Source organism: uncultured Lactobacillus sp. (assembly GCF_948948975.1).
In the GTDB taxonomy this organism is placed as follows: Bacteria; Bacillota; Bacilli; order Lactobacillales; family Lactobacillaceae; genus Lactobacillus.
On the sequence record NZ_CARBVX010000006.1, the window covers coordinates 80,716 to 100,323 of the forward strand.

General features: G+C 34.2%; 21 protein-coding genes. 13 read left to right on the forward strand and 8 right to left on the reverse strand.

Annotation, left to right across the window (positions count from 1 at the left end; genetic code table 11):
- Nucleotides 1-40 precede the first annotated feature (40 nt).
- Nucleotides 41-352: a thioredoxin gene (gene trxA / locus Q9R40_RS04060; RefSeq protein WP_004895668.1), complete on the forward strand. Its 312-nt coding sequence runs from the start codon at nt 41-43 to the stop codon at nt 350-352.
- Nucleotides 353-435: 83 nt separating this feature from the next.
- Here trxA and Q9R40_RS04065 read toward each other — a convergent pair whose 3' ends face one another.
- Nucleotides 436-831, reverse strand: a complete 396-nt coding sequence (locus Q9R40_RS04065; protein ID WP_297937555.1) for a YslB family protein — start codon at nt 829-831, stop codon at nt 436-438.
- Between the two features lie 96 nt (nt 832-927).
- On the opposite strand from Q9R40_RS04065, the gene murI reads away from it, so the two are divergent.
- The 3 genes from murI (at nt 928) to Q9R40_RS04080 (ending at nt 3,685) form a co-directional block, all read left to right on the forward strand.
- A complete protein-coding gene (murI, locus tag Q9R40_RS04070; RefSeq protein WP_297937535.1) occupies nt 928-1,728 on the forward strand; it encodes a glutamate racemase in 801 nt (266 codons plus the stop codon).
- A 2-nt stretch (nt 1,729-1,730) separates the two neighbouring features.
- The gene (locus Q9R40_RS04075) at nt 1,731-2,354 is read left to right on the forward strand and encodes an XTP/dITP diphosphatase (RefSeq protein WP_087285104.1); all 624 of its coding nucleotides are present in this window, start codon (nt 1,731-1,733) and stop codon (nt 2,352-2,354) included.
- A 152-nt stretch (nt 2,355-2,506) separates the two neighbouring features.
- On the forward strand, nt 2,507-3,685 hold the full coding sequence (locus Q9R40_RS04080; RefSeq protein WP_304676432.1) for an acetate/propionate family kinase: 1,179 nt from the start codon (nt 2,507-2,509) through the stop codon (nt 3,683-3,685).
- Between the two features lie 45 nt (nt 3,686-3,730).
- Here the strand turns inward: Q9R40_RS04080 and Q9R40_RS04085 are convergent, their stop codons facing one another.
- Entirely contained in the window at nt 3,731-4,627 is an 897-nt protein-coding gene (locus tag Q9R40_RS04085) for a mechanosensitive ion channel family protein (RefSeq protein WP_094497380.1), read from the reverse strand.
- A gap of 122 nt (nt 4,628-4,749) precedes the next feature.
- Between Q9R40_RS04085 and Q9R40_RS04090 the strand changes: the two genes are divergently transcribed.
- Together Q9R40_RS04090 and Q9R40_RS04095 are read left to right on the forward strand one after the other, a co-directional pair.
- Entirely contained in the window at nt 4,750-5,181 is a 432-nt protein-coding gene (locus tag Q9R40_RS04090) for a DUF948 domain-containing protein (RefSeq protein ID WP_053107484.1), read from the forward strand.
- Nucleotides 5,182-5,201: 20 nt separating this feature from the next.
- A complete protein-coding gene (locus Q9R40_RS04095) occupies nt 5,202-5,534 on the forward strand; it encodes a hypothetical protein (protein WP_053107483.1) in 333 nt (110 codons plus the stop codon).
- A 93-nt stretch (nt 5,535-5,627) separates the two neighbouring features.
- On the opposite strand, the gene Q9R40_RS04100 is transcribed toward Q9R40_RS04095, so the two are convergent.
- Nucleotides 5,628-6,734, reverse strand: coding sequence for a Xaa-Pro peptidase family protein (locus Q9R40_RS04100; protein ID WP_297937527.1), 1,107 nt, complete (start codon nt 6,732-6,734; stop codon nt 5,628-5,630).
- Between the two features lie 143 nt (nt 6,735-6,877).
- Between Q9R40_RS04100 and Q9R40_RS04105 the strand changes: the two genes are divergently transcribed.
- Entirely contained in the window at nt 6,878-7,873 is a 996-nt protein-coding gene (locus tag Q9R40_RS04105; RefSeq protein WP_304676433.1) for a substrate-binding domain-containing protein, read from the forward strand.
- A 72-nt stretch (nt 7,874-7,945) separates the two neighbouring features.
- On the opposite strand, the gene Q9R40_RS04110 is transcribed toward Q9R40_RS04105, so the two are convergent.
- From Q9R40_RS04110 to Q9R40_RS04120, 3 genes are all read right to left on the reverse strand, one after another.
- Nucleotides 7,946-10,762, reverse strand: coding sequence for a transglycosylase domain-containing protein (locus tag Q9R40_RS04110; protein ID WP_304676434.1), 2,817 nt, complete (start codon nt 10,760-10,762; stop codon nt 7,946-7,948).
- A gap of 98 nt (nt 10,763-10,860) precedes the next feature.
- A complete protein-coding gene (gene pepV / locus Q9R40_RS04115) occupies nt 10,861-12,258 on the reverse strand; it encodes a dipeptidase PepV (protein WP_300593493.1) in 1,398 nt (465 codons plus the stop codon).
- 19 nt (nt 12,259-12,277) lie between these two features.
- Nucleotides 12,278-13,660 (reverse strand): glycerophosphodiester phosphodiesterase, encoded by a 1,383-nt coding sequence (locus Q9R40_RS04120; protein ID WP_300593496.1) that lies wholly within the window; start codon nt 13,658-13,660, stop codon nt 12,278-12,280.
- Between the two features lie 99 nt (nt 13,661-13,759).
- Between Q9R40_RS04120 and Q9R40_RS04125 the strand changes: the two genes are divergently transcribed.
- Genes Q9R40_RS04125 through Q9R40_RS04145 form a run of 5 tightly spaced genes read left to right on the forward strand, consistent with a single transcriptional unit; the run spans nt 13,760 to nt 17,407 of the window.
- Nucleotides 13,760-14,086 (forward strand): hypothetical protein, encoded by a 327-nt coding sequence (locus tag Q9R40_RS04125; protein ID WP_004895655.1) that lies wholly within the window; start codon nt 13,760-13,762, stop codon nt 14,084-14,086.
- A 12-nt stretch (nt 14,087-14,098) separates the two neighbouring features.
- Nucleotides 14,099-15,478, forward strand: a complete 1,380-nt coding sequence (locus Q9R40_RS04130; protein WP_304676435.1) for a bifunctional UDP-sugar hydrolase/5'-nucleotidase — start codon at nt 14,099-14,101, stop codon at nt 15,476-15,478.
- Entirely contained in the window at nt 15,478-16,017 is a 540-nt protein-coding gene (locus Q9R40_RS04135; protein WP_304676436.1) for a YutD family protein, read from the forward strand. Before Q9R40_RS04130 ends, Q9R40_RS04135 begins: the two co-directional genes overlap by 1 nt.
- A 2-nt stretch (nt 16,018-16,019) precedes the next feature.
- The gene (locus tag Q9R40_RS04140) at nt 16,020-16,802 is read left to right on the forward strand and encodes a TIGR01457 family HAD-type hydrolase (RefSeq protein WP_304676437.1); all 783 of its coding nucleotides are present in this window, start codon (nt 16,020-16,022) and stop codon (nt 16,800-16,802) included.
- On the forward strand, nt 16,790-17,407 hold the full coding sequence (locus tag Q9R40_RS04145) for a TIGR01906 family membrane protein (RefSeq protein WP_300723037.1): 618 nt from the start codon (nt 16,790-16,792) through the stop codon (nt 17,405-17,407). The genes Q9R40_RS04140 and Q9R40_RS04145 overlap by 13 nt, the downstream gene beginning before the upstream one ends.
- 7 nt (nt 17,408-17,414) lie before the next feature.
- On the opposite strand, the gene Q9R40_RS04150 is transcribed toward Q9R40_RS04145, so the two are convergent.
- Nucleotides 17,415-18,065 carry a VTT domain-containing protein gene (locus Q9R40_RS04150; protein ID WP_260308468.1) on the reverse strand — a complete coding sequence of 217 codons (651 nt, stop codon included), beginning with the start codon at nt 18,063-18,065 and terminating at the stop codon, nt 17,415-17,417.
- Nucleotides 18,066-18,091: 26 nt separating this feature from the next.
- Complete coding sequence (locus tag Q9R40_RS04155) at nt 18,092-19,048, reverse strand: NAD(P)/FAD-dependent oxidoreductase (RefSeq protein ID WP_304676438.1); 957 nt, start codon at nt 19,046-19,048, stop codon at nt 18,092-18,094.
- A 99-nt stretch (nt 19,049-19,147) separates the two neighbouring features.
- Between Q9R40_RS04155 and Q9R40_RS04160 the strand changes: the two genes are divergently transcribed.
- Entirely contained in the window at nt 19,148-19,519 is a 372-nt protein-coding gene (locus Q9R40_RS04160; protein WP_004895648.1) for a CvfD/Ygs/GSP13 family RNA-binding post-transcriptional regulator, read from the forward strand.
- Nucleotides 19,520-19,608: the final 89 nt, after the last annotated feature.

The following is a 19,608-nucleotide window of genomic DNA, read 5'->3' on the forward strand; positions in this document are numbered from 1 at the left end:
ATACTTGTAATTTAAAAAATTTATTTGTGAGGTAATAACAATGGTTGATGAAATTACAGATGCAACTTTTGAAGAAGAAACTAGCGAAGGTGTTGTTTTAATTGATTTTTGGGCAACTTGGTGTGGTCCATGTAAGATGCAATCACCAGTTATTGACCAACTTTCTGAAGAAATGGATGATGTAAAATTTACCAAAATGGATGTTGATCAAAACCAAGAAACTGCTCGTAACTTAGGTATTATGGCAATCCCAACTTTATTAATTAAGAAAGATGGTAAGATTGTTGATCGTTTAACTGGTTATACTCCTAAGGAAAAGCTTGAACAAATTTTAGATCAATATACTGACTAATATAAATAACAAAAACTGGGTAAGCCTCTGTATTGAGACTTACCCGGTTTTTTATTATTACTATTCTCTTACTTGGTTAATAGTTAGTCAGATTGCGCAGTGATTTGAACTACATGCTTTTTAGTAACAGTAGCTGAAGCTTCAGTTGGAGTACCATTTTGGCGCTCTAAACATTCCGCAATAATTCCACTTTCAAGTGAAAATTCATCACTCTGGCTATCCAGTCTATCAGTTACGACCTGGCCAGATAATTCAAAAACTGCGGTATGTTTACGATTTTTAAGTACTTTTAAAGTTCCAAATTGAGCCATATCAAAAAATTCGATTAAATCATCGATATCTGATAAATCATATTTACGACTAACATGTTTTCCAGCCCAGTAAAGAATTTCTTTATCTTCGCTACCTAAAATGGTAGGTAAGATAAAATCACGATATAATGAATTTAAAAAATAAAGATGTTCGTTTGTATGTTCCATGCTTTCATTTCCTTTTGTTTTCTATATCATTTTAACTTAAAATAGGTGGAGTAGAAAAGAGAATTTAATCATCATTTGTTTAAAGGAGTTTTTTTAATGGATAATCGACCAATTGGAGTTTTAGATTCGGGATTAGGCGGCTTAACCGTTTTAAAAAAAGTAATTGAAAAGATGCCTAATGAGTCAACAATTTTTATTGGTGATCAGGCTAATATGCCGTATGGGGATCGCTCAAGAGAAGAGATTATTTCTCTAACGCGCGATAGTGTAAACTTCTTATTAAGGAAAGATGTAAAAATTATTATTTTTGGTTGTAATACAGCAACTGCTGTAGCAATGTCAACTATTCAGAAAGAAATACCACTACAGATAATTGGTGTTGTTCAATCTGGTGCTTTAGCTGCAGCAAGAACTACAGAAACTAAAAATGTAGCTGTAATTGGTACTAAGGCAACTGTGGATAGTCATTCTTATTTAAAGGAAATTCAGTATCGTGATCCAGAAATTAAAGTCAGTGAATTTTCTCAACCAAAATTAGCACCGTTAGCTGAAGCAAATCCTGATGAAGATACTAAGAATGCAGTTGTTAGCGAAAGTTTAACTCCATTGAAAAATGCTGATTATGATACCTTAGTTTTGGGATGTACACATTATCCTTTATTGAGAGACGAAATTGTAGCTGTTGTGGGTCAAGATAAAAAAATTGTAGATCCAGCTGATCAAGTGGCACAATATACATATAATGTTTTGCGACGTGATGATTTATTTGCTGAAAGTACTGCGCCAGTAAAACATGATTACTATACAACTGGAGAAGCAAAGAAATTTACTGAGATTACCCGTCAATGGATGAATGATGACACGATAGTTGGTCGTCATGTAGATGCTGAGGATTAAAAATGGATACTTTATTATTTGCAACTAACAATAAGAATAAGGCTAGAGAAGTTGAAGAGGCCTTAAAGAAAATAAATTTTCCCATTCATGTAATTACTAATCAGGACCTAACTGATCCGCCTCATGTTTTAGAAACTGGGACAACATTTTTAGCTAACGCAAAACTAAAAGCTCATAAAATGGCAGAGTTCAGTAATTTACCCACTCTTGCTGATGATTCAGGTTTATCAGTTGATAAATTAAATGGAGCTCCTGGAGTTCATTCTGCTCGCTATGGAGGAGAAGCTCATAATGATGCCTTAAATAATGCAAAATTATTAGCTGAACTAGGTGGTGTTCCTCAAGAGAAAAGACAAGCTACCTTTCATACAACTATGGTAGTTTCTTGGCCTGGTAGATTTGATGATGATTTAGTAACGCAAGGTGAAATTAGAGGCGAAATTTTGACTTATCCGCGGGGGGATGGAGATTTTGGCTATGATCCACTTTTCTTTGTTCCAGATAAAGGGAAGACATTTGCGGAAATGACAGTAGATGAAAAAAATGCTATTTCTCATCGTGGCCAAGCATTAAGAAAATTACTTGCTGAGCTACCGACTTGGTGGAAAAAAATGGAAAATGAATAGTATGTAAAAGACTTAATTCCGATATTATATTGGAATTAAGTCTTTTTGTTATTTATATGTTAAATAATGGCTTTTATTTATATATGAAAGCGCTATACTGAAAAGGGAAGGATAATTTATATATGTTTAAGTAGATTTTGAGGTTATAACATATGAAAAAAATTCTAGCAATCAATTCGGGGAGTTCTTCTTTTAAATACAAATTATTTTCTTTCCCTGATGAAAAAGTAATAGCTTCAGGAATGGCTGACAGAGTAGGAAAAGAAAATGCTGTCTTTAAAATTAAATTGAGTAATGGTCAAGAATATATAAAAAATCTGCCTATTCATAACCAAGAAGAGGCAGTTAAATTATTAATTGAAGATTTAAAAAATTTTCACGTAGTTGAAGATTTGCGAGAAATTAGTGGTGTCGGTCATAGAGTAGTAAATGGAGGAGAAATTTTTAAAGAATCCGTCCATGTTAAAGAAAAGGAACTACAGGAAATATTTGATCTGGGAGAGCTAGCACCGTTGCATAATATTCCAGAGGCAAATGGCATTAAGGCATTCATGAGGATTATCCCTAATGTACCTCAAGTGGTAGTTTTTGATACTTCATATCATCAAACTTTAGATCAGATTCATTATCTTTACTCCATTCCTTATGAGTATTATCAAAAATATGGTATTAGAAAGTATGGTGCGCACGGAATTTCAATTTCTTATGTGGCCCATCGTGCGGCACAGATGCTTAATAAGAATCCTAACTTAGTCAATCTGATTGTTTGTCATTTAGGATCTGGGGCTTCTGTTACCGCAGTAAAAAATGGAAAATCTTATGATACTTCAATGGGAATTAGTCCACTTACTGGGGTAACAATGGGAACTAGAAGTGGTGACTTTGATCCAGCTGCCTTACAACGTTTAATGCATAAAACTGGAATAAATATCGATGAAGCTGTTGAAATTTTGAACTATAAATCAGGATTATTGGGGATTTCAGGTATATCTTCAGATATGAGAGATTTAATTGAGAGTAAAGATAAACGTGCAAAGCTAGCTCGAAAGATATTCATTAATCGTGTAGTTAGGTATGTTGGCGCATATGCAGCTGAACTAAATGGTGTTGATGCAATTATATTTACTGCTGGAATTGGAGAACATGATCCTGGTATTAGAGCAGGAGTGATGGCATCATTAAAATATTTAGGACTAGATCCTGATTTTAAAGCTAATCGGACAGATGGAGAAAAGTTTATTTCTAAACCTAATTCAAAAGTAAAAGCAATGATTGTTCCTACTAACGAAGAATTAATGATTGCTCGTGAGGTAGTGCGAGTTTTGCAATAAAAAAAGATTAAGTAGGATTAGACAAAGGTCTAACTACTTAATCTTTTAAGAAGTAGTAGTATTTTCTTGTTTTGTTGGTAGGGAGCTAAATTTGATATTTTGTTGATTGAACTCTTTGATATAAGCACTCAGATAAGCATTTTTTACCTGGCTTTGACTATTAGCTACTACTTGAAAATGAATTTGATAAATAATACTTGAGCCGGTTTGATTTACAATTCCAATAATTTGTGGTCCCTTTTTAATTTGATTTTTAAATTTATCTTTGAGGGCTGCATTTACTGTGTTAATTGCATGGTTAACATCGGTGAGATCGTTTTCAACAGATAAATTCAAATTAATGTTCATACTCCATCCAGAATGTGAACCATGAGTTAAATTTTCTACAATAGTAATATTGCGATTGGGAATATAGATAACTGCCCCATTGGTAGTTTTAAGACGAGTATTACGTAAAGTAAAAGAAAGAACGGTTCCAGTGTAGGTGCCAATTTTGACAGTATCGCCAATGTTATATTCACCTTCACTTAGAATATTTATTCCCGTTATTAGATCACTTACTAAACCTTGAGCTCCCATCCCTAAAGCAAGAGAAACAAGTCCCACACTGGCAAGAAGAGTTCCGACAGGAATACCAAGTAGGGTAAGAAGACTATACAAATAGAAGAGAAGAATTAAAAATTCAAAAGCAGCAACTACAAGTTGAGCTATAGTTCTCTTCCTTCCAGTCATATGTTCTTGAAACTTGGGATTCTTCAATAAGTAACGTGTTAATAAGCGTTTACCTATACGCCAAATTAGGAAAAAGACTACAGTTATAAAGGCAATCTGGCTACCACGCTTTATTAGTGTGTGCCCTACAGTGTTCCAATCAATTAGAGAATCAACATTACTATTTTTTTTAGTTGTAGTTGTTCCTTTTAAAATCGTTGACCAGTTCAAAACATCATCTCCTTAGCAATTTCTTTAGATAGTATATCAAAAAGTAAGGTACTATTTCATTGCTTGAGGGGAGGAATAATGCTAGACTTTTTATGAGAGGAATAATTAATGGAGGATAGATTATGTCAATTTCATATGGTGCATTAGCTGGCTTGATTGCAGCAGTTGCCTTTTTAATCTTAGTCTTATTTACTTTGCCTTTAATTGTTAGAGCAACTAAGACAATGAAGAAAGTTGACTCAACTATGGATAGCGTTAATACAGCAGTTGAAGATTTAACTAAGCAGACTGCAGTATTGATGAAACAAAGTGAAGATTTATTAGAAAAAAGTAATGCTCTTCTAGCCGATGTAAATGGTAAAGTAACTGAATTAGAACCAGTTGTAAAAGCAGCTGCAGATTTAGGTGAAAGTGTGTCAGATATTAATTCTTCATCAAGAAGAATGATTGAGCGTTTCTCTGGTATGGGTATTAGAGGAGCTGGAATTGGCATCTTTTCATCTCTAGTTAGTCGAATGTTTGCAAGACGTAAACGTCGTCGTGGTGAAGACTAATATATTAAAGGAGAACAATTATGCGTAAATTAGGTGGATTTTTATTAGGTAGTGTTGTTGGTTTAGGCGTTGGCTTGATTGCTGGCTCATTATTATTACCAGAAGATGCAACTGATGATGTAAAGAAAAAGCTAGCTGAAAATGAAAAGCTACAAGATTTAAAAGAGAAATATGACAAGGGAACTGAAGCAATTAAGAATCAATTAGCATCATTTCCTAAATCAGTTGAAGATGATTCAGAATTAAAAGATTTTGATGATATCGTAATTGATGATACTAACAAAGATCTTGGTGAAGACGAAAAATCTGACAAAGAAGCTGTTAGTGATCTAAATAACGCTGAAAATAATTAGTTGATATTAAAGAACCAAGTTTTTACTTGGTTCTTTTTTTGTATAAAAAACTGGTGATAGAGATAAACTATCACCAGTTAATTCATTATTAAATTAGTCTTTTATTGGAATGTATTTCAACTCTTTACTTGTCTTAGTAAAAGTCTCAAAGCCATTCTTTGTTACAACACCACAGTCTTCGATTCTGACGCCAGCTACGTTAGGAATATAAATACCAGGCTCAATTGAGAAACACATACCTTCTTCAAGAACAACATCATTTCCTTCCATAATTTGTGGAAATTCATGGACATTCATCCCAATACCATGACCAAGACGATGAATGAAGTACTCACCATAGCCAGCCTTAGTTATGATATCTCTAGCAACGGCATCAAGCTCACTAGCTGTAATACCAGGTTTTGCGGCTTCAATAGCTGCTTGTTGAGCTTCACGATCAACTTCGTAAATTTCTTTTTCTTTAGCAGTTGGTTTTCCGTAAGCGACGGTTCTACTTGAGTCAGAAGCATAACCATTATGCATTGTTCCAAGGTCGAAAAGAACTAATTCATTTGGTTCAATCTTGTTCATGGTTGGACCAAGATGAGGGTTAGCAGCATTTTTACCCGCTTGAACGATTGTTTCAAAACTAGTGTGCATTACGCCTTTTTGAAGTTTTAACTGGTAATCAATTTGACCAGCAACGTAGCGTTCAGTTACACCATTTTTAAGTGCATTAAAGCCAATTTGAAAAGCAAAGTCGGCTTCTGCACCAGCAGCTTTTAATTGTTCAACTTCTTCTGGTGTTTTACGTAAGCGCGCCTCAGCTACAAATGGAGACACATTATTTGTAAAGGAAGAATCTGGAAATGCAATTCTTAATGCTTCTAAGCGGTCAACTGAAAGATGTGCTTTTTCAATAGCAATATTATTTGGAATACCAATACGTTGATTTACCAAGTCAGAGATTTTTGACCATGGATTTTCGTGGTCTAGGTAGCCATAAACATCTCCATCCCAGGCTGAATTTTTAGCTTCTTCAACATTTAATTCAGGCGCAAAAATGAATGCTGGTTTATCTTTAAAAACAAGCAAAGCAAAAATTCTTTCGTGAGGATCCATACTGTAGCCAGTAAAGTAATTAATACTAATTGGATCAGAGATGTAGGCAACATCATTATTGGTTGAAATTAACCAATTTTGTAACTTATCTAAGTTCATAATTTTAACTCCTTTTTTAACATATACTGGGAGTATATCATATAATATGGTAAAATAATTAGTTTTTAGTCGTAAACGGTTGCAATGTCTTGATATTCTTGATAAGTTATAAAAGAGTGTTTTTACAGGAGTGTGAGAAATTTATGCAAAAACAAGAAGTAACTATTTATGATGTTGCTCGTGAAGCAAAAGTTTCTATGGCTACTGTTTCAAGAGTAGTAAATGGAAATAATAATGTACGTAAAGAAACACGTGAAAAGGTATTAGCTGTCATTGACCGTTTGCATTACCAACCTAATGCCGTAGCTCAAGGATTAGCTTCAAAGAGAACCACAACAGTTGGTTTGATTGTTCCCGATTTAACGAATATGCACTTTGCAGAATTATCTAAAGGAATTGACGATATTGCTACAATGTATAAGTACAATATCTTACTTTCTAGCGTCGGTAATACGTTGTTAAATGAAGATCAAGTGATCCAAAACTTACTTAATAAGCAAGTTGATGGTGTAATTTATATGTCAAACTTAATGAGTGAAAGTGCACAAGAGATTTTTAAGCGCACTAATACACCAGTTGTTTTGGCAGGGACTGCTGATGCAAATCAAGATTTTCCTAGTGTAACAATTGATTATAAGGCAGCTGAAAAAGAAGCTTTAGGCTTATTATTAAAGAATGGTAAGAAAAATCTTGCTTTAGTTGTTGGTGATGGAAAAGCTTATGTTAATAAGGACAATCGCTTTGTAGCTTATAAAGATTTTATGGAAGAACATAATTTAGATAATGTTCATATCTATGAAGATGCTAGAACTTACGAAGATGGCTATGAATTATTTGAACAAATTAAAGCAGATAAAGTAGATGGAATTATTGCTACTCGTGATGTAACTGCAGCAGGTATTACTAATGCAGCAGTTGATGCGGGCGTATCCATTCCAGATGACTTAGAAATTATCTCCGCGGCTTCAACTAATGTGGCTAAAATTGTTCGTCCGCAATTAACCACTGTTCAACAACCACTTTATGATATCGGTGCTGTTGCAATGAGAATGTTAACTAAATTAATGAGTGACGAAGAACTAGATGAAGCTCATGTTATCTTGCCATATACTTTAAAGCAATCTCGTTCTACTAAATAAAGTATAGTTATACCAAAAATCCTCTTAGGTTAAACTCAACCTAAGAGGATTTTTTCATATATAAATTTCTAATTATGGAGTAGTAGGAGCATTATCTGCTGCTGCATCACCTGCAGTAGCTTCTGTGCTAGCAGATCCGCTAATAGGAGCACTTTCACTTGGACTAATATTTGAATTTACTTCATTAGCTTCATTAGCGTTACTACTTTCTGATCTGTTATTTTGAGATGAAGAAGCCTCACGAGTAGAAGTGGTACTTCTCGTAGTTGAGGAAGAATTATTGTTTCCTCCTTGTCCTGTACTCCTAGCTTGTTCATCATTAGCTCCTACATTCCGATTAGTTGAGGAAGAAGAATTATTATTAGATTCACGATAAACTTCATGGTTTTTGCCATAATAATTTTTTGCATTTTCTGAAGTTGATCCATCAGCTACAGAGAAGAGACTATTAATATTCTTCTTCTTAGAAATTGTCTTACCAGTGTAGATTAAGACTTTACCATAGTCATTATTTTTACCTTCTAAGTAATCATAGAAGAGGTTGTAGTCTTTAGTTGAGCCACCAATACCAAATCTAGCAGTTGCATTTGGTGCCGGTGAAAGACTTAATGCGGTAGTCTTTTTGCCACTGAGATCAATATTATCGCCATCATAGCTTACCGTTCCAGGTAATGTTCCTGTTCTTGCTAAGACTCTATTTTTATAAACGGAGCTTGGACGCGTAGGAGCATCATTTAATTTAAAGATCGATGGATCTTCCTTATATAATGCATTAGCAATATTGGCCCATAAATTTAAATTAGTCTCACTAGAATTAGAATCTAAGTTGTATGAATGACCATAGAAGTTATCATAGCCCATCCAACTAGAAATTGTAATTCCAGGAGTAGATCCATTAAACCAAATATCACGATAATCATTACTGGTTCCAGTTTTACCAATTAGATTCTTGTAGTCGAACTTCAAGGTACCGGTTAAGCTCGCAGCTGTCCCTTTAGTTACTACTTGGTGTAGCATCTTCTGCATAATGTAGGAAGTGCCTGTAGAGAAGACTTTCTGTGAATCTTGTTTGTGTTTATAGATTACTCGACCGGATGGATCTTGAATTTCTTCAATATAATATGGATCCGCACGTTTACCATTGTTATAGAAGTTAGAAAAAGCACTAGCATTATCGGCTACTGAAAAACCATAGTCCGTACCACCAAGGGCTAAACCTAAGTTTTCAAATTCTCTCTTACTTAAATTCAAGCCTAATTTCTTCATATCTTGACGTAGGTTGATATTTTTATCGTTGACTAACTTACTATATAAGTTTACAGCAGGAAGGTTATAAGACTTACTTAAAGCTTCTTGAGCTGAAATAAATCTATTTTCAACAGTTGAATTGTAGTCTGTTGGAATATAGTTACCGAACCTTGTAGGGAAGTCAGCAATCGCAGTTTGGCTTGAGATAAGCTTATGCTCTATGGCTGGTCCATAAACTAAATATGGCTTAATTGAGGAACCAGGAGAGCGGTAAGTATCAAAGGCATGGTTAATTTGGGAATTTTTAAAGTCAACCCCGCCACTAAATGCTAAGACCTTACCGGTAGCATTATCTATTACTACACTACCATTTTCAACATGCTCAGTAGTATTAACCCATTTATTAGTAGAAGAATCAAAATCACGAGAAGTTCGGTCTTGACCATACTTGTTTTGCTTAACAACCTGTTGCATGGTCTGGTATAGTGGCTTTCTAATTGTAGTTTTAATGTGATAGCCTTTTTGATGAAGAAGCTCAGTTGCGCTAGTTAGGTATTGATTATAGCGGTTTGTATCTTGTTTAACATCAGATACTTTCAAGCCATCTTGTTCAATCAAGCTTTCAGCTAGAAGACTAGCACTCTTATTCATTACTAGATTGTATAAATAACCGCTCTGTTTCTTTTGCTTCGGTGCTTTTTCAGGAGCGAGGAAGTCAGCACGCAAATCATATTTTTTAGCTGCAAGATAAGCTTTTTTATTAATGTCGCCATTTCTGTACATCCGGAATAAAACAATGTCTTTTCGCCGCATTGCTAAGTCAAGATCACTTTTAACTTTTCCGTTTAAGCGATAGGGAGTATAGACAGATGGACTTTGAGGTAAACCGGCAATAAAAGCAGCTTGCGGTAAATTAAGCTCAGAAATTGATTTACCAAATATACCTTCAGCAGCAGTTTTAATGCCGACAATATTTTCTCCGCGATTATTTTTACCATAAGGAGCAGCATTTAAATATGCACGGAGAATGTCTTCTTTAGAAAAATGTTTTTCGATCTTATGAGCATAAAACATTTCAGTAACTTTTCTTCTCCAAGTTGTCTGGCTAGTTAAGAATTGCATCTTAACTAACTGCTGAGTTAAAGTTGACCCACCAGTCTGCACACCAACACCTGTTAGTTCAGAAAGTACAGCTCTAACTAAGGACTTAGGTAAAACACCCTTATGAATATAGAAGTTTTCATCCTCAGTGGCTGTTACAGCATTCTTAACGAGGGGAGTTAATTCACTTTCACTTGCTTTTTTAGTAACCGTATCTGGTCGAACAGTAGCAATTTTTTTATTACCAGCATAGTAGAGGGTAGCTGAATTTTGAGCATGATTTATTTGATGATTTAATTCGCTAATAGTTGGAATAGGTTGATTACGAACAATGCCAAGTGCATAACCTCCACCAAAACCAATTAGTAAAAATAAACCGAAAAATGCAATTAAAATAAAATAATGAAAAACACGGCGCAAGGTTAAATAGACGATACCACTATAAAATTTCCACTGGCTTTCGTCTGATTCACTTTGCAGTGTTTTAACTTCTGGCCCCGCAGTTAGGAACTTTCTGATTTTCTCTTTTAAATTTTTCACAGATCAGGATCCTTTGTTAATTACTTTTCACCTATTATAGCAAAAAAAGGACTAGCATTGATGCAGTCCTTCTTTACGAATTTATTAATATTTTTGGTTTACTTAGTTAATTCATAAATTGCTTCGGCATAAATAGCAATTGAATTAATTAAATCATCAACTTTCATGTATTCATTTGGTTGGTGCATAACAAGTGGGGCACCTTCTGGTTGGGCACCAAAGGCTACACCATGTTTGAATAGGCGACCGTATGTACCGCCACCGATGATACCTTCATGTCCCTTCTTACCAGTTTGCTTTTCATAAACGGAAAGAAGTGTCTTAACGATTGGATCATCGCCAGGAACATAGTGTGGAGCTTCAGCAGAGCCTTCAACTCTAGCATCTAAAATATCACCAAACTTTTCGTTGATATTTTTCACCATTTCTTCTGGTTCGATACCTTGAGGGTAGCGAACATTGTTTAAGAGGTATGCATTTTGACCTTCAAAGTTAAACATACTTGGTGAACTGGTTAAATCACCCATTAAGTCGTCATGGTGGAAAATACCTAATTTCTTACCATTGAAATCTTTGTGTTCAACAGTTGCTAAGAAGTGTAAGAAGTTCTTTGCTTGGCCATCAAAGTTAAGACTGTCAAGGAAGAGGGCAAGGTAAGTAGCAGCGTTTCTACCAGTTTCAGGAGCTGATGCATGAGCGCCATGACCAGTTAATGTTAACGCAAGGCGACCGCTAAGCATTTCAGCCTTACCTTCAAGTTTGTGTTCTTTAAGGAAAAGATCAAATTTTTCTTTAATGCCGTCAATATCGCCTTCAAGTTGTGCATGAGCAGTTTGAGGGATGACGTTAGTAGCAATACCGGATTGGAATGTCCAAAGCTTAACGTCACCTTGACTTGGATCAAATTTGAAGTCAAGCTTCAAAGTAACAATTCCTTGTTCACCGTTGATAATTGGAAATTCAGCATCAGGTGAGAAGGCAACATCAGGAGCTGGTTGATGCTTGAGATAATAATCAATTCCTACCCAATTAGTTTCTTCATTAGTTCCAAGAACAAAATCAATCTTCTTTTTAGGCTTAAATCCATGCTCCTTTAAGATAAGCATTCCGTAGTAAGCAGCTAAAGCTGGTCCTTTATCATCAGCACTACCACGACCATAAATTTTTCCATCTTTAATAGTCATCTTAAATGGATCAGTCTTCCAGCCTTCACCAGCAGGAACAACATCCATATGTCCAATAATACCTACACGTTTGTCACCGGAACCCATATTGATTCGACCTGCATAGTTATCAAAATTTTCAGTATCGAAACCATCGCGCTTAGCAAAAGATAAAAACTTCTTCATTGCTTTAACTGGGCCAGGACCAACAGGATATTCTTTACTGGTATTGTTTAAATCTTCAGAAGAATCAATTGCGATTAATTCTTTTAAATCATTTAAAATAGCATCCTTTTTTTCTTGAGCTAATTTTTTGTAATCTAGTTCTTCCATAAATGTACTCCTTTAATTTTTATCTCTGATTAAATATTACAGCATTTACGTCAGAATAAGTCGACCAAAAACTTTTAATCGGGACTTTTTCTACTGGTAAATAAGGAAATAGGGCAACATTGGTTTGACGATAAGCTGGATCAAGTTTTTGATAATTTTTATAGGCAAAAGTGTTCTTATTGAATAAGCCATAATATAAGATCTTAGAAGACTTTATCCAGCCATAGTCAGTGAGAAGCCATAAATCATTGACTCCGCCACTTACGCCTAATATTTTATAGCGTTTATTAGGCATGAGTTGGGCTTTTTTACCAGACTGCCTATCAGGTTTATTATAAGTGAAAATTGGATTTTGGGTAGGATTAATAATACTTAAATTCCAATATGGCAAAATCCATTCAGGTTTTAAATCTAAGCTAACTAGATCTGCAGGAACAAATTCCTTATCACCAATTTGATAAAAAGTTTGTCCTGATACAATAACAGCTGAAGAAATATGGATAGGTTGTAAGAAACTAATTTGCTTCGAAGTTTTCACATTTAGATATGGATTTACACTAACCCCAGTCGGATTCCGGCCAAAGTAAATACCGTCGTTATTAACAGTATATTTTTTAGTACCACTCTTAGCTAATTTGTATTTATAGCCTTTTGCAGGAAAGTTGGTCACCACTCCATCTACATCATTGTTAATTAACCAGTTCCATAATTTCGGTGATTCATTCATTTCGGCCCAAACAAATACTTTTTGATGTAGAGCATGAAGCTGACTAATAAGCTTAGGATTCTGAGTGACTAAATCAGATGAAATATTGATTCCATTTACATAGCTTAATACCTCAAAATTAATTCTTTGCAAAGATCCAACAATAAAGATTCTAGGCACATCAGGTAATAATTGACTCATGGTTTTTAGACTAGGAGCAGAGAAACTATGGATCATGACCCGATCTTGCATATGATATTTTTTGATGCTATTAGCAAGAAGCTCCTCCATATTTTTCGGACTATTATGTTTAGTCTTTTTTGTTTCAAGAAGGAACTTCGTATTAGGCTTATCTTTATAATACTCAAATAATTGATCTAGCGAAATGATTGACTCACCGTTCGCTTGTTTTAAGGTATTTAAATAGGAAAAATTATTTTGTGATACAATAACCGATGATCCAACAACTCGGCTTAAATCGCGGTCATGAGAAACGACTAAGACGTTATCTTTTGAAACATGCAGATCAAGTTCAACATAATCTGCACCATCTGCGAAAGCTGAGTTGTCACTTTGAATTGTTTCTTCTGGATATTTACTGGGGTTGCCTCGGTGTCCGATAACCAGAAATCCAGATTCAAAAATAAAAATTAAACTAAAAAAAAGGGCTAAAAAGTAAAGCCGGCTTGTTTTCATGTGTACACCTCTATTCTTTTTAACAATAGCATGGATGTATACTTTTTTCTATAATTAATATAGTAGTTAAAATCATTTTAAGAAAGTAGATGCTGAAATATGGCTTATGAGCAACTAGACTTGATTGAAGAAGTTACTCGCAACGACGGATCGAAATATTACGAAATTTCAAATATTGATCAAAACGGAATTGCTGAATTAGCAGTAGACCGTGGGTTAATTAAAAAAGTTCGAATTCTTCAATTGAATTTAGCTAGAACTAAATCACTACAACTATATGAGGAATATATTAATAAGACTTACCAATTAGAGACGTTAACTAATGAGGATGATTGGAAAGACCCACAATGGGTAGAATGGGAAAAACCTAAAGGAAAAGTGTTAGATGCCTATAACACAGTATTAAAAGCCAATCATATTGGTTAGAAGAGGAAAAGTATGGAAAAATTACGTATTGTTCATACTAATGATCTGCATTCACATTTTGAACAATTTCCTAAAATAAAAAGATACTTGCATCAAGCTCAAGATGATAAGAGCGTTGATCAAACGTTTACTTTTGATGCCGGTGATTTTATGGATCGATCACATCCTTTGTCAGACGCAACAGAAGGACAGGCTAACATTAAATTAATGAACGAATTTAATTATGATGTAATTACCATTGGAAATAATGAAGGTATTTCAAATTCTCATGCAGTTTTAGAAAAATTGTTTGATCACGCTAATTTTCCTGTTGTCCTAGCTAACCTGCGCGAGGAAGATGAGAGTATGCCAAAGTGGTGTACTTCCTATAAAATATTTGAAACCAAAAAGAAGACTAGAATTGCAGTGGTTGGTTTAACAGCTGCATATCCAATGACTTATGGTCCAAATCATTGGCATGTAAAATTGATCTCTGATACTTTAGATAAATTGCTTCCTAAAATAGAAGGACAATATGATATGTTAATTATTGTTAGTCATATTGGTTTAAGAGTAGATCGATATATAGCGCATCATTATCCTGAAGTAGACCTAATTGTTGGTGGACATAGTCATGATTATCTAGCAAAGGGTGAAAAAGTAAATAAGACTTGGATTACTCAGACAGGAAAATGGGGCCAACATATTGGTGATATTAGTGTTGAATTAAATGATGAGCATCAAATACTATCAATTAAGCCAAGCACTGTTGCTACTAATGACTTACCAAGCTTAGAGTCCGATCAAAAGCAAATTTTAGATTGGCATCAAAAGGGTGAACAAATGCTTGAAGCACGAAAAATTGCTTATTTACCGGGTAAATTTGATCATGACAAGATGGCAGCAATTCAAGTTTCTCTTGATGCAATTAGTGAATTTGCTGGAACTGATGTTGCCGTCTTGAATAGTGGTTTATTTTTAAAACCATTTCATCAAGGAGTTTTAACCGAAGCTGATTTACAAGCTGCTTTACCTCATCCAATGCACGTGGTACAAACGAAATTACTTGGAAGTGATGTTTGGCGCATGGTAATGGAGATGGAAAAGAATCGTTATTTTCTAAGTAAATTTGCACTTCAGGGAATGAGTTTTAGAGGTAAGATTTTCGGAAATCTTGTCTATAAGGGGATACAAGTTGATCATGCAAGTAGAACTGTTTACATTAATGGAAAAGAAATTGATCCAGAAAAAGAATATACACTTGCGTTGCTTGATCACTATGTTTTGATTCCATTTTTCCCTACAATTTCAATTATGGGTAAAAATAAATTTTTATTCCCCGATTATCTAAGAACCGTAATAGGAAACTATTTAAAAAAGAAGTACCCAATAAATAAAGAGAAAGAAAAATAATGGAGTATAAAGAAGCAGATAAAGACCAGACGGTATACCATCCTTTAGCTCATGTAATTGTTAATGAAGACATTGTAATGATTAACGGGCGAGAGTATGAAATTATAGCTAATGTAAAAGATGCTCTAGACATTGAAATGCTTAAGGAAAAGTATGACCCTTATTTAGACCAATATGATTATTTAGTAGGGGATGTATCAAGCGAGCATTTGAGATTAAAGGGCTTTTATGATGAGAATGACCGCGTTGCAATTGATAAAAAAGCTAATGCAATTGTGGATTATTTAGAAGAATACTGTAATCCTGGGAGTGCATATTTTATTTTGCGTCTAACTCAAGAAAACCAAATCAAAAAGATTGCTTTTGGTAGGCAAAATAAAAGAAAGAGTACAAACAATAACCGTTACCATACAAAGCGTCCTTACTTTAAAGAAAGATGCGTTCATAAAACAAAGATTGGTAGTCATAAGACAGCAGTAAAATTCCAACGTGGAAATCACAAAAATAAAAGCTTCGTAATTAAGAAGAGAAAGGGATAATTGTGGAACATAAAGACTATAAATGTTATTTAATTGATTTAGATGGAACTATTTATCGTGGTAGCGATACGATCGAAAGTGGTGTGAGATTTATTCATCGTCTCCAAGAAAAAAATATTCCACACTTATTTTTAACTAATAATTCAACTCGTACACCGCAAATGGTAGTTGATAAGCTCAGAGGACATGGCGTCAATACTGATATTTACCATGTTTATACACCAGTCTTAGCTACAGAGTCTTATTTGCTTTCCCAAAATCCAGACGCAACAAAAATTCCAATTTATATTATTGGTCAAATCGGCTTAGTACAAGGTTTATTAAAAAATGAGCGTTTTTACTATGATGATCGAAATCCAAAATATGTAGTTGTAGGGATGGACACAGACTTAACCTACCATAAAATTCGTGTGGCAACTCGGGCAATCAGAAATGGTGCAACGTTTATTGGAACAAATGCAGATAAAAATTTACCTTCTGGGGATGAGCTACTACCTGGAAACGGTGCCCTTTGCACGATGATTGAGGTAGCAACTGGGGTTAAGCCAACTTACATCGGAAAGCCTTCACCGATTATCGTAGCGAGTGCATTGAAAATGTTGAATGCACAAAGTAAAGATGCAATTTTAGTTGGAGATAATTACGATACCGATATTATGGCGGGAATTAACTGCAATATTGATTCACTGTTAACATTGACCGGAGTAACAAATAAGGAGCAGTTAGAAGAAAAAGATAAAAAGCCGACCTATATTGTAGAGAATCTAGATGAATGGAAACTATGAAAAGAAAACCGATAATTGCAGTTGTTTACAATTTAATGATGGCACTTGCTACTGCTACTTTAGGAGCGATAGTTTTGAGCTGGCCCTTATTAGCAGTTTTTGTAAAGGTTCAAAAGACTGATTTAATAGTAAAAAAGTCACTGGGAACAATAATGAAAAACTATACTCAACTTTTGGATTATTTGTTGTCACCTTTTAAAAATAAATTGCAAATGTCTGATTTTCCCACTTCTCCAAGTGCAGCACGCCATTTTTATGAGTGTAAATTATTGTTTGAACTAGCAATAATTGTCTTTATTGTTGGATTAATTATTCTTATCTTCTTAAAAATGAGAAAGAGAATGAGTTATATCTATATTTCGAAAACTACTGCCTTAATCTTTATGATTTTACCTGTAATTATTTTGCCTTTTGCTTTAATGAATTTTGATGAATTTTTCATTTCTTTTCATCACTTACTATTTAATAATAGTGATTGGCTTTTTGATCCGACTACTGATCCTATTATTAACGTTCTAACAGAGGAGTTTTTTGCAGGGTGCTTTGCAACTGGTGGGATAATTTATGAATTATATTTTTCATATTTTATTTTGGCAAAAAAATAAAGGAGCTTTAATTAAGCTCCTTTTTTAATATCAATTTTTTCTTCAGCCAAATGATTAATACTGGCACAACTGAAATTAAGATGATTGCGAGTACAATTAATGAGAAGTGCTCTTGAACAACTGGAATATTTCCAAAGAAAAATCCTAGAGCAGCAAATAAAGTTACCCAGAGAAAACCACCGAGAAAGTTATAACGGATGAAAGTGCCATAATGCATTTTACTTGCCCCAGATACAAATGGAACGAAAGTACGAATAAATGGAATGAATCGTCCGATTACAATAGTAATTCCACCATGCCTATCGAAGAAATTCTCTGCGGCTTTTCGTTTATCTTGATTAATCAACTTATTAAACCAACTATATTTGGCACCTTCAGCTTGTGACCAACGACCGATTTCATAATTAATTGTATCGCCTAAAATAGCAGCTGCAAGAAAAACCAAATAACAAATCCAAAAGTGAAGATTATATTTCGGAGTGGCTGCCATTGCACAAGCTGCAAATATAAGTGAGTCTCCTGGTAGGAATGGAAAGATAACTAAACCTGTTTCAATAAAAACAATTGCAAACAAAATTAAGTATGTCCAGTTTCCAAACATATTCACAATTGTGACTAGGTGGTCATCAATATGAAGTATAAAATCAATAAGTCCCATAAATAACTATATATTCCTTTCAAAAATTAAATACTGGTAGAATGAAAAGTCATTGTTTTTTCTGGAAATAGGTCTTGCATAATGCTGCTAATTGCAATTTGAGCCTCACCAAAACCTAAGGCAATCATTGGTACCCGACCTGGATAAGTAATAGCATCGCCAATTGCGTAAACATGGGGTAAATTTGTTTGCATTGTTTGAGAAACAGAAATTAGATTATTTTCTAATTCAATGCCCCATTTCCGTAATTGTCGATTATCACTTTTGAAACCATACGCAACTAGAATTTCATCAACATCTTTAGTAATAAAATCGTGACTTGCACCAACTCTGTGCAAAACTAATTCTATTCTATTATTGTTTAAGTGAAGTTCTTTTGGAAGGTAAGGAGTTAAAAGTTCAACATTTTTTAAACTTTTAAGTTGACTAACAGAACTTTCAAGTCCGCGAAATTCATTTCTACGGTGTACTACATATACATCGGATGTTTTACTTAATTCCACTGCCCAATCAAGTGCGGAGTCGCCACCACCAAGAATGGCGACTTTTTTATTAGAAAAGATTTCGGGATGTTGCATGGAATAGTGAATATGGGCTTGGACATCTGGAGTAGTAGATAAAGGTAGAGTTTTTGGCTTAAATGCTCCTAAACCTGTAGCAATAAGAAGACTTTTCACTTGATAATCATCATCAATGATAATATCTTCTCCTGTTGAGAAAGAGATTTTTTTAACTTTATGTGAGAGGGTCAATTTAGTATTCTCGGTTTGTTCAAATAATCGAGAAACTAACTCTTTTCCTTTAATAGAAGAAAAAGCTGGTATATCCTTAATATCTTTTTGTGGATAAAGCATATTGATTTGACCACCAACCTCATCTAACGCGTCGAAGGTAATAGTTTTTAATCCATGTAAATTAGCAAAAGAAGCAGCAAATAGACCAACCGGCCCAGCGCCGATAATAGCTAAATCATATTTTTCCATTGTAATGAGCAATCCTCCATAAGAATTAATCTAGAAATCATGTCTTTAGCGTTAATTAAAAAGACAGTTATAATTAATATTAGTAAGGGATGATATAGTATGCAAGTTAAAATTGGTGATATAGTTCATGGAAAAATTAGCGGTATACAACAATACGGAATTTTTGTAAGATTGGACAGTCAGATAGAAGGATTAATTCATATTTCTGAGATTCATGGGGGCTACGTAAAAGATATAGGAAGAGAATACCAAGTTGGAGAAACTATAAAGGTACAAGTTATTGATATAGATCCATATTCTAATCAAATTAGCCTATCTCGACGAGCGGTACTTCCAGAAGTCGAAGAAGCAAGAAAAAAGAGAGTTCATTTTTGGACCTCAAAAAGAGCTAAAAAGGGGTTCATGCCGTTAAAAGAAGTTTTGAATAAGCAAATTCAAGAAGCTAAAATTAGATATTCAAAAAAAGATTAAAATAAAGTGTTAAGCAGTAATACTTAACACTTTATTTTTTATATCCGAATTTTAAAGCTTAAATCTCAATTAAAATAAGAATGAAAAAA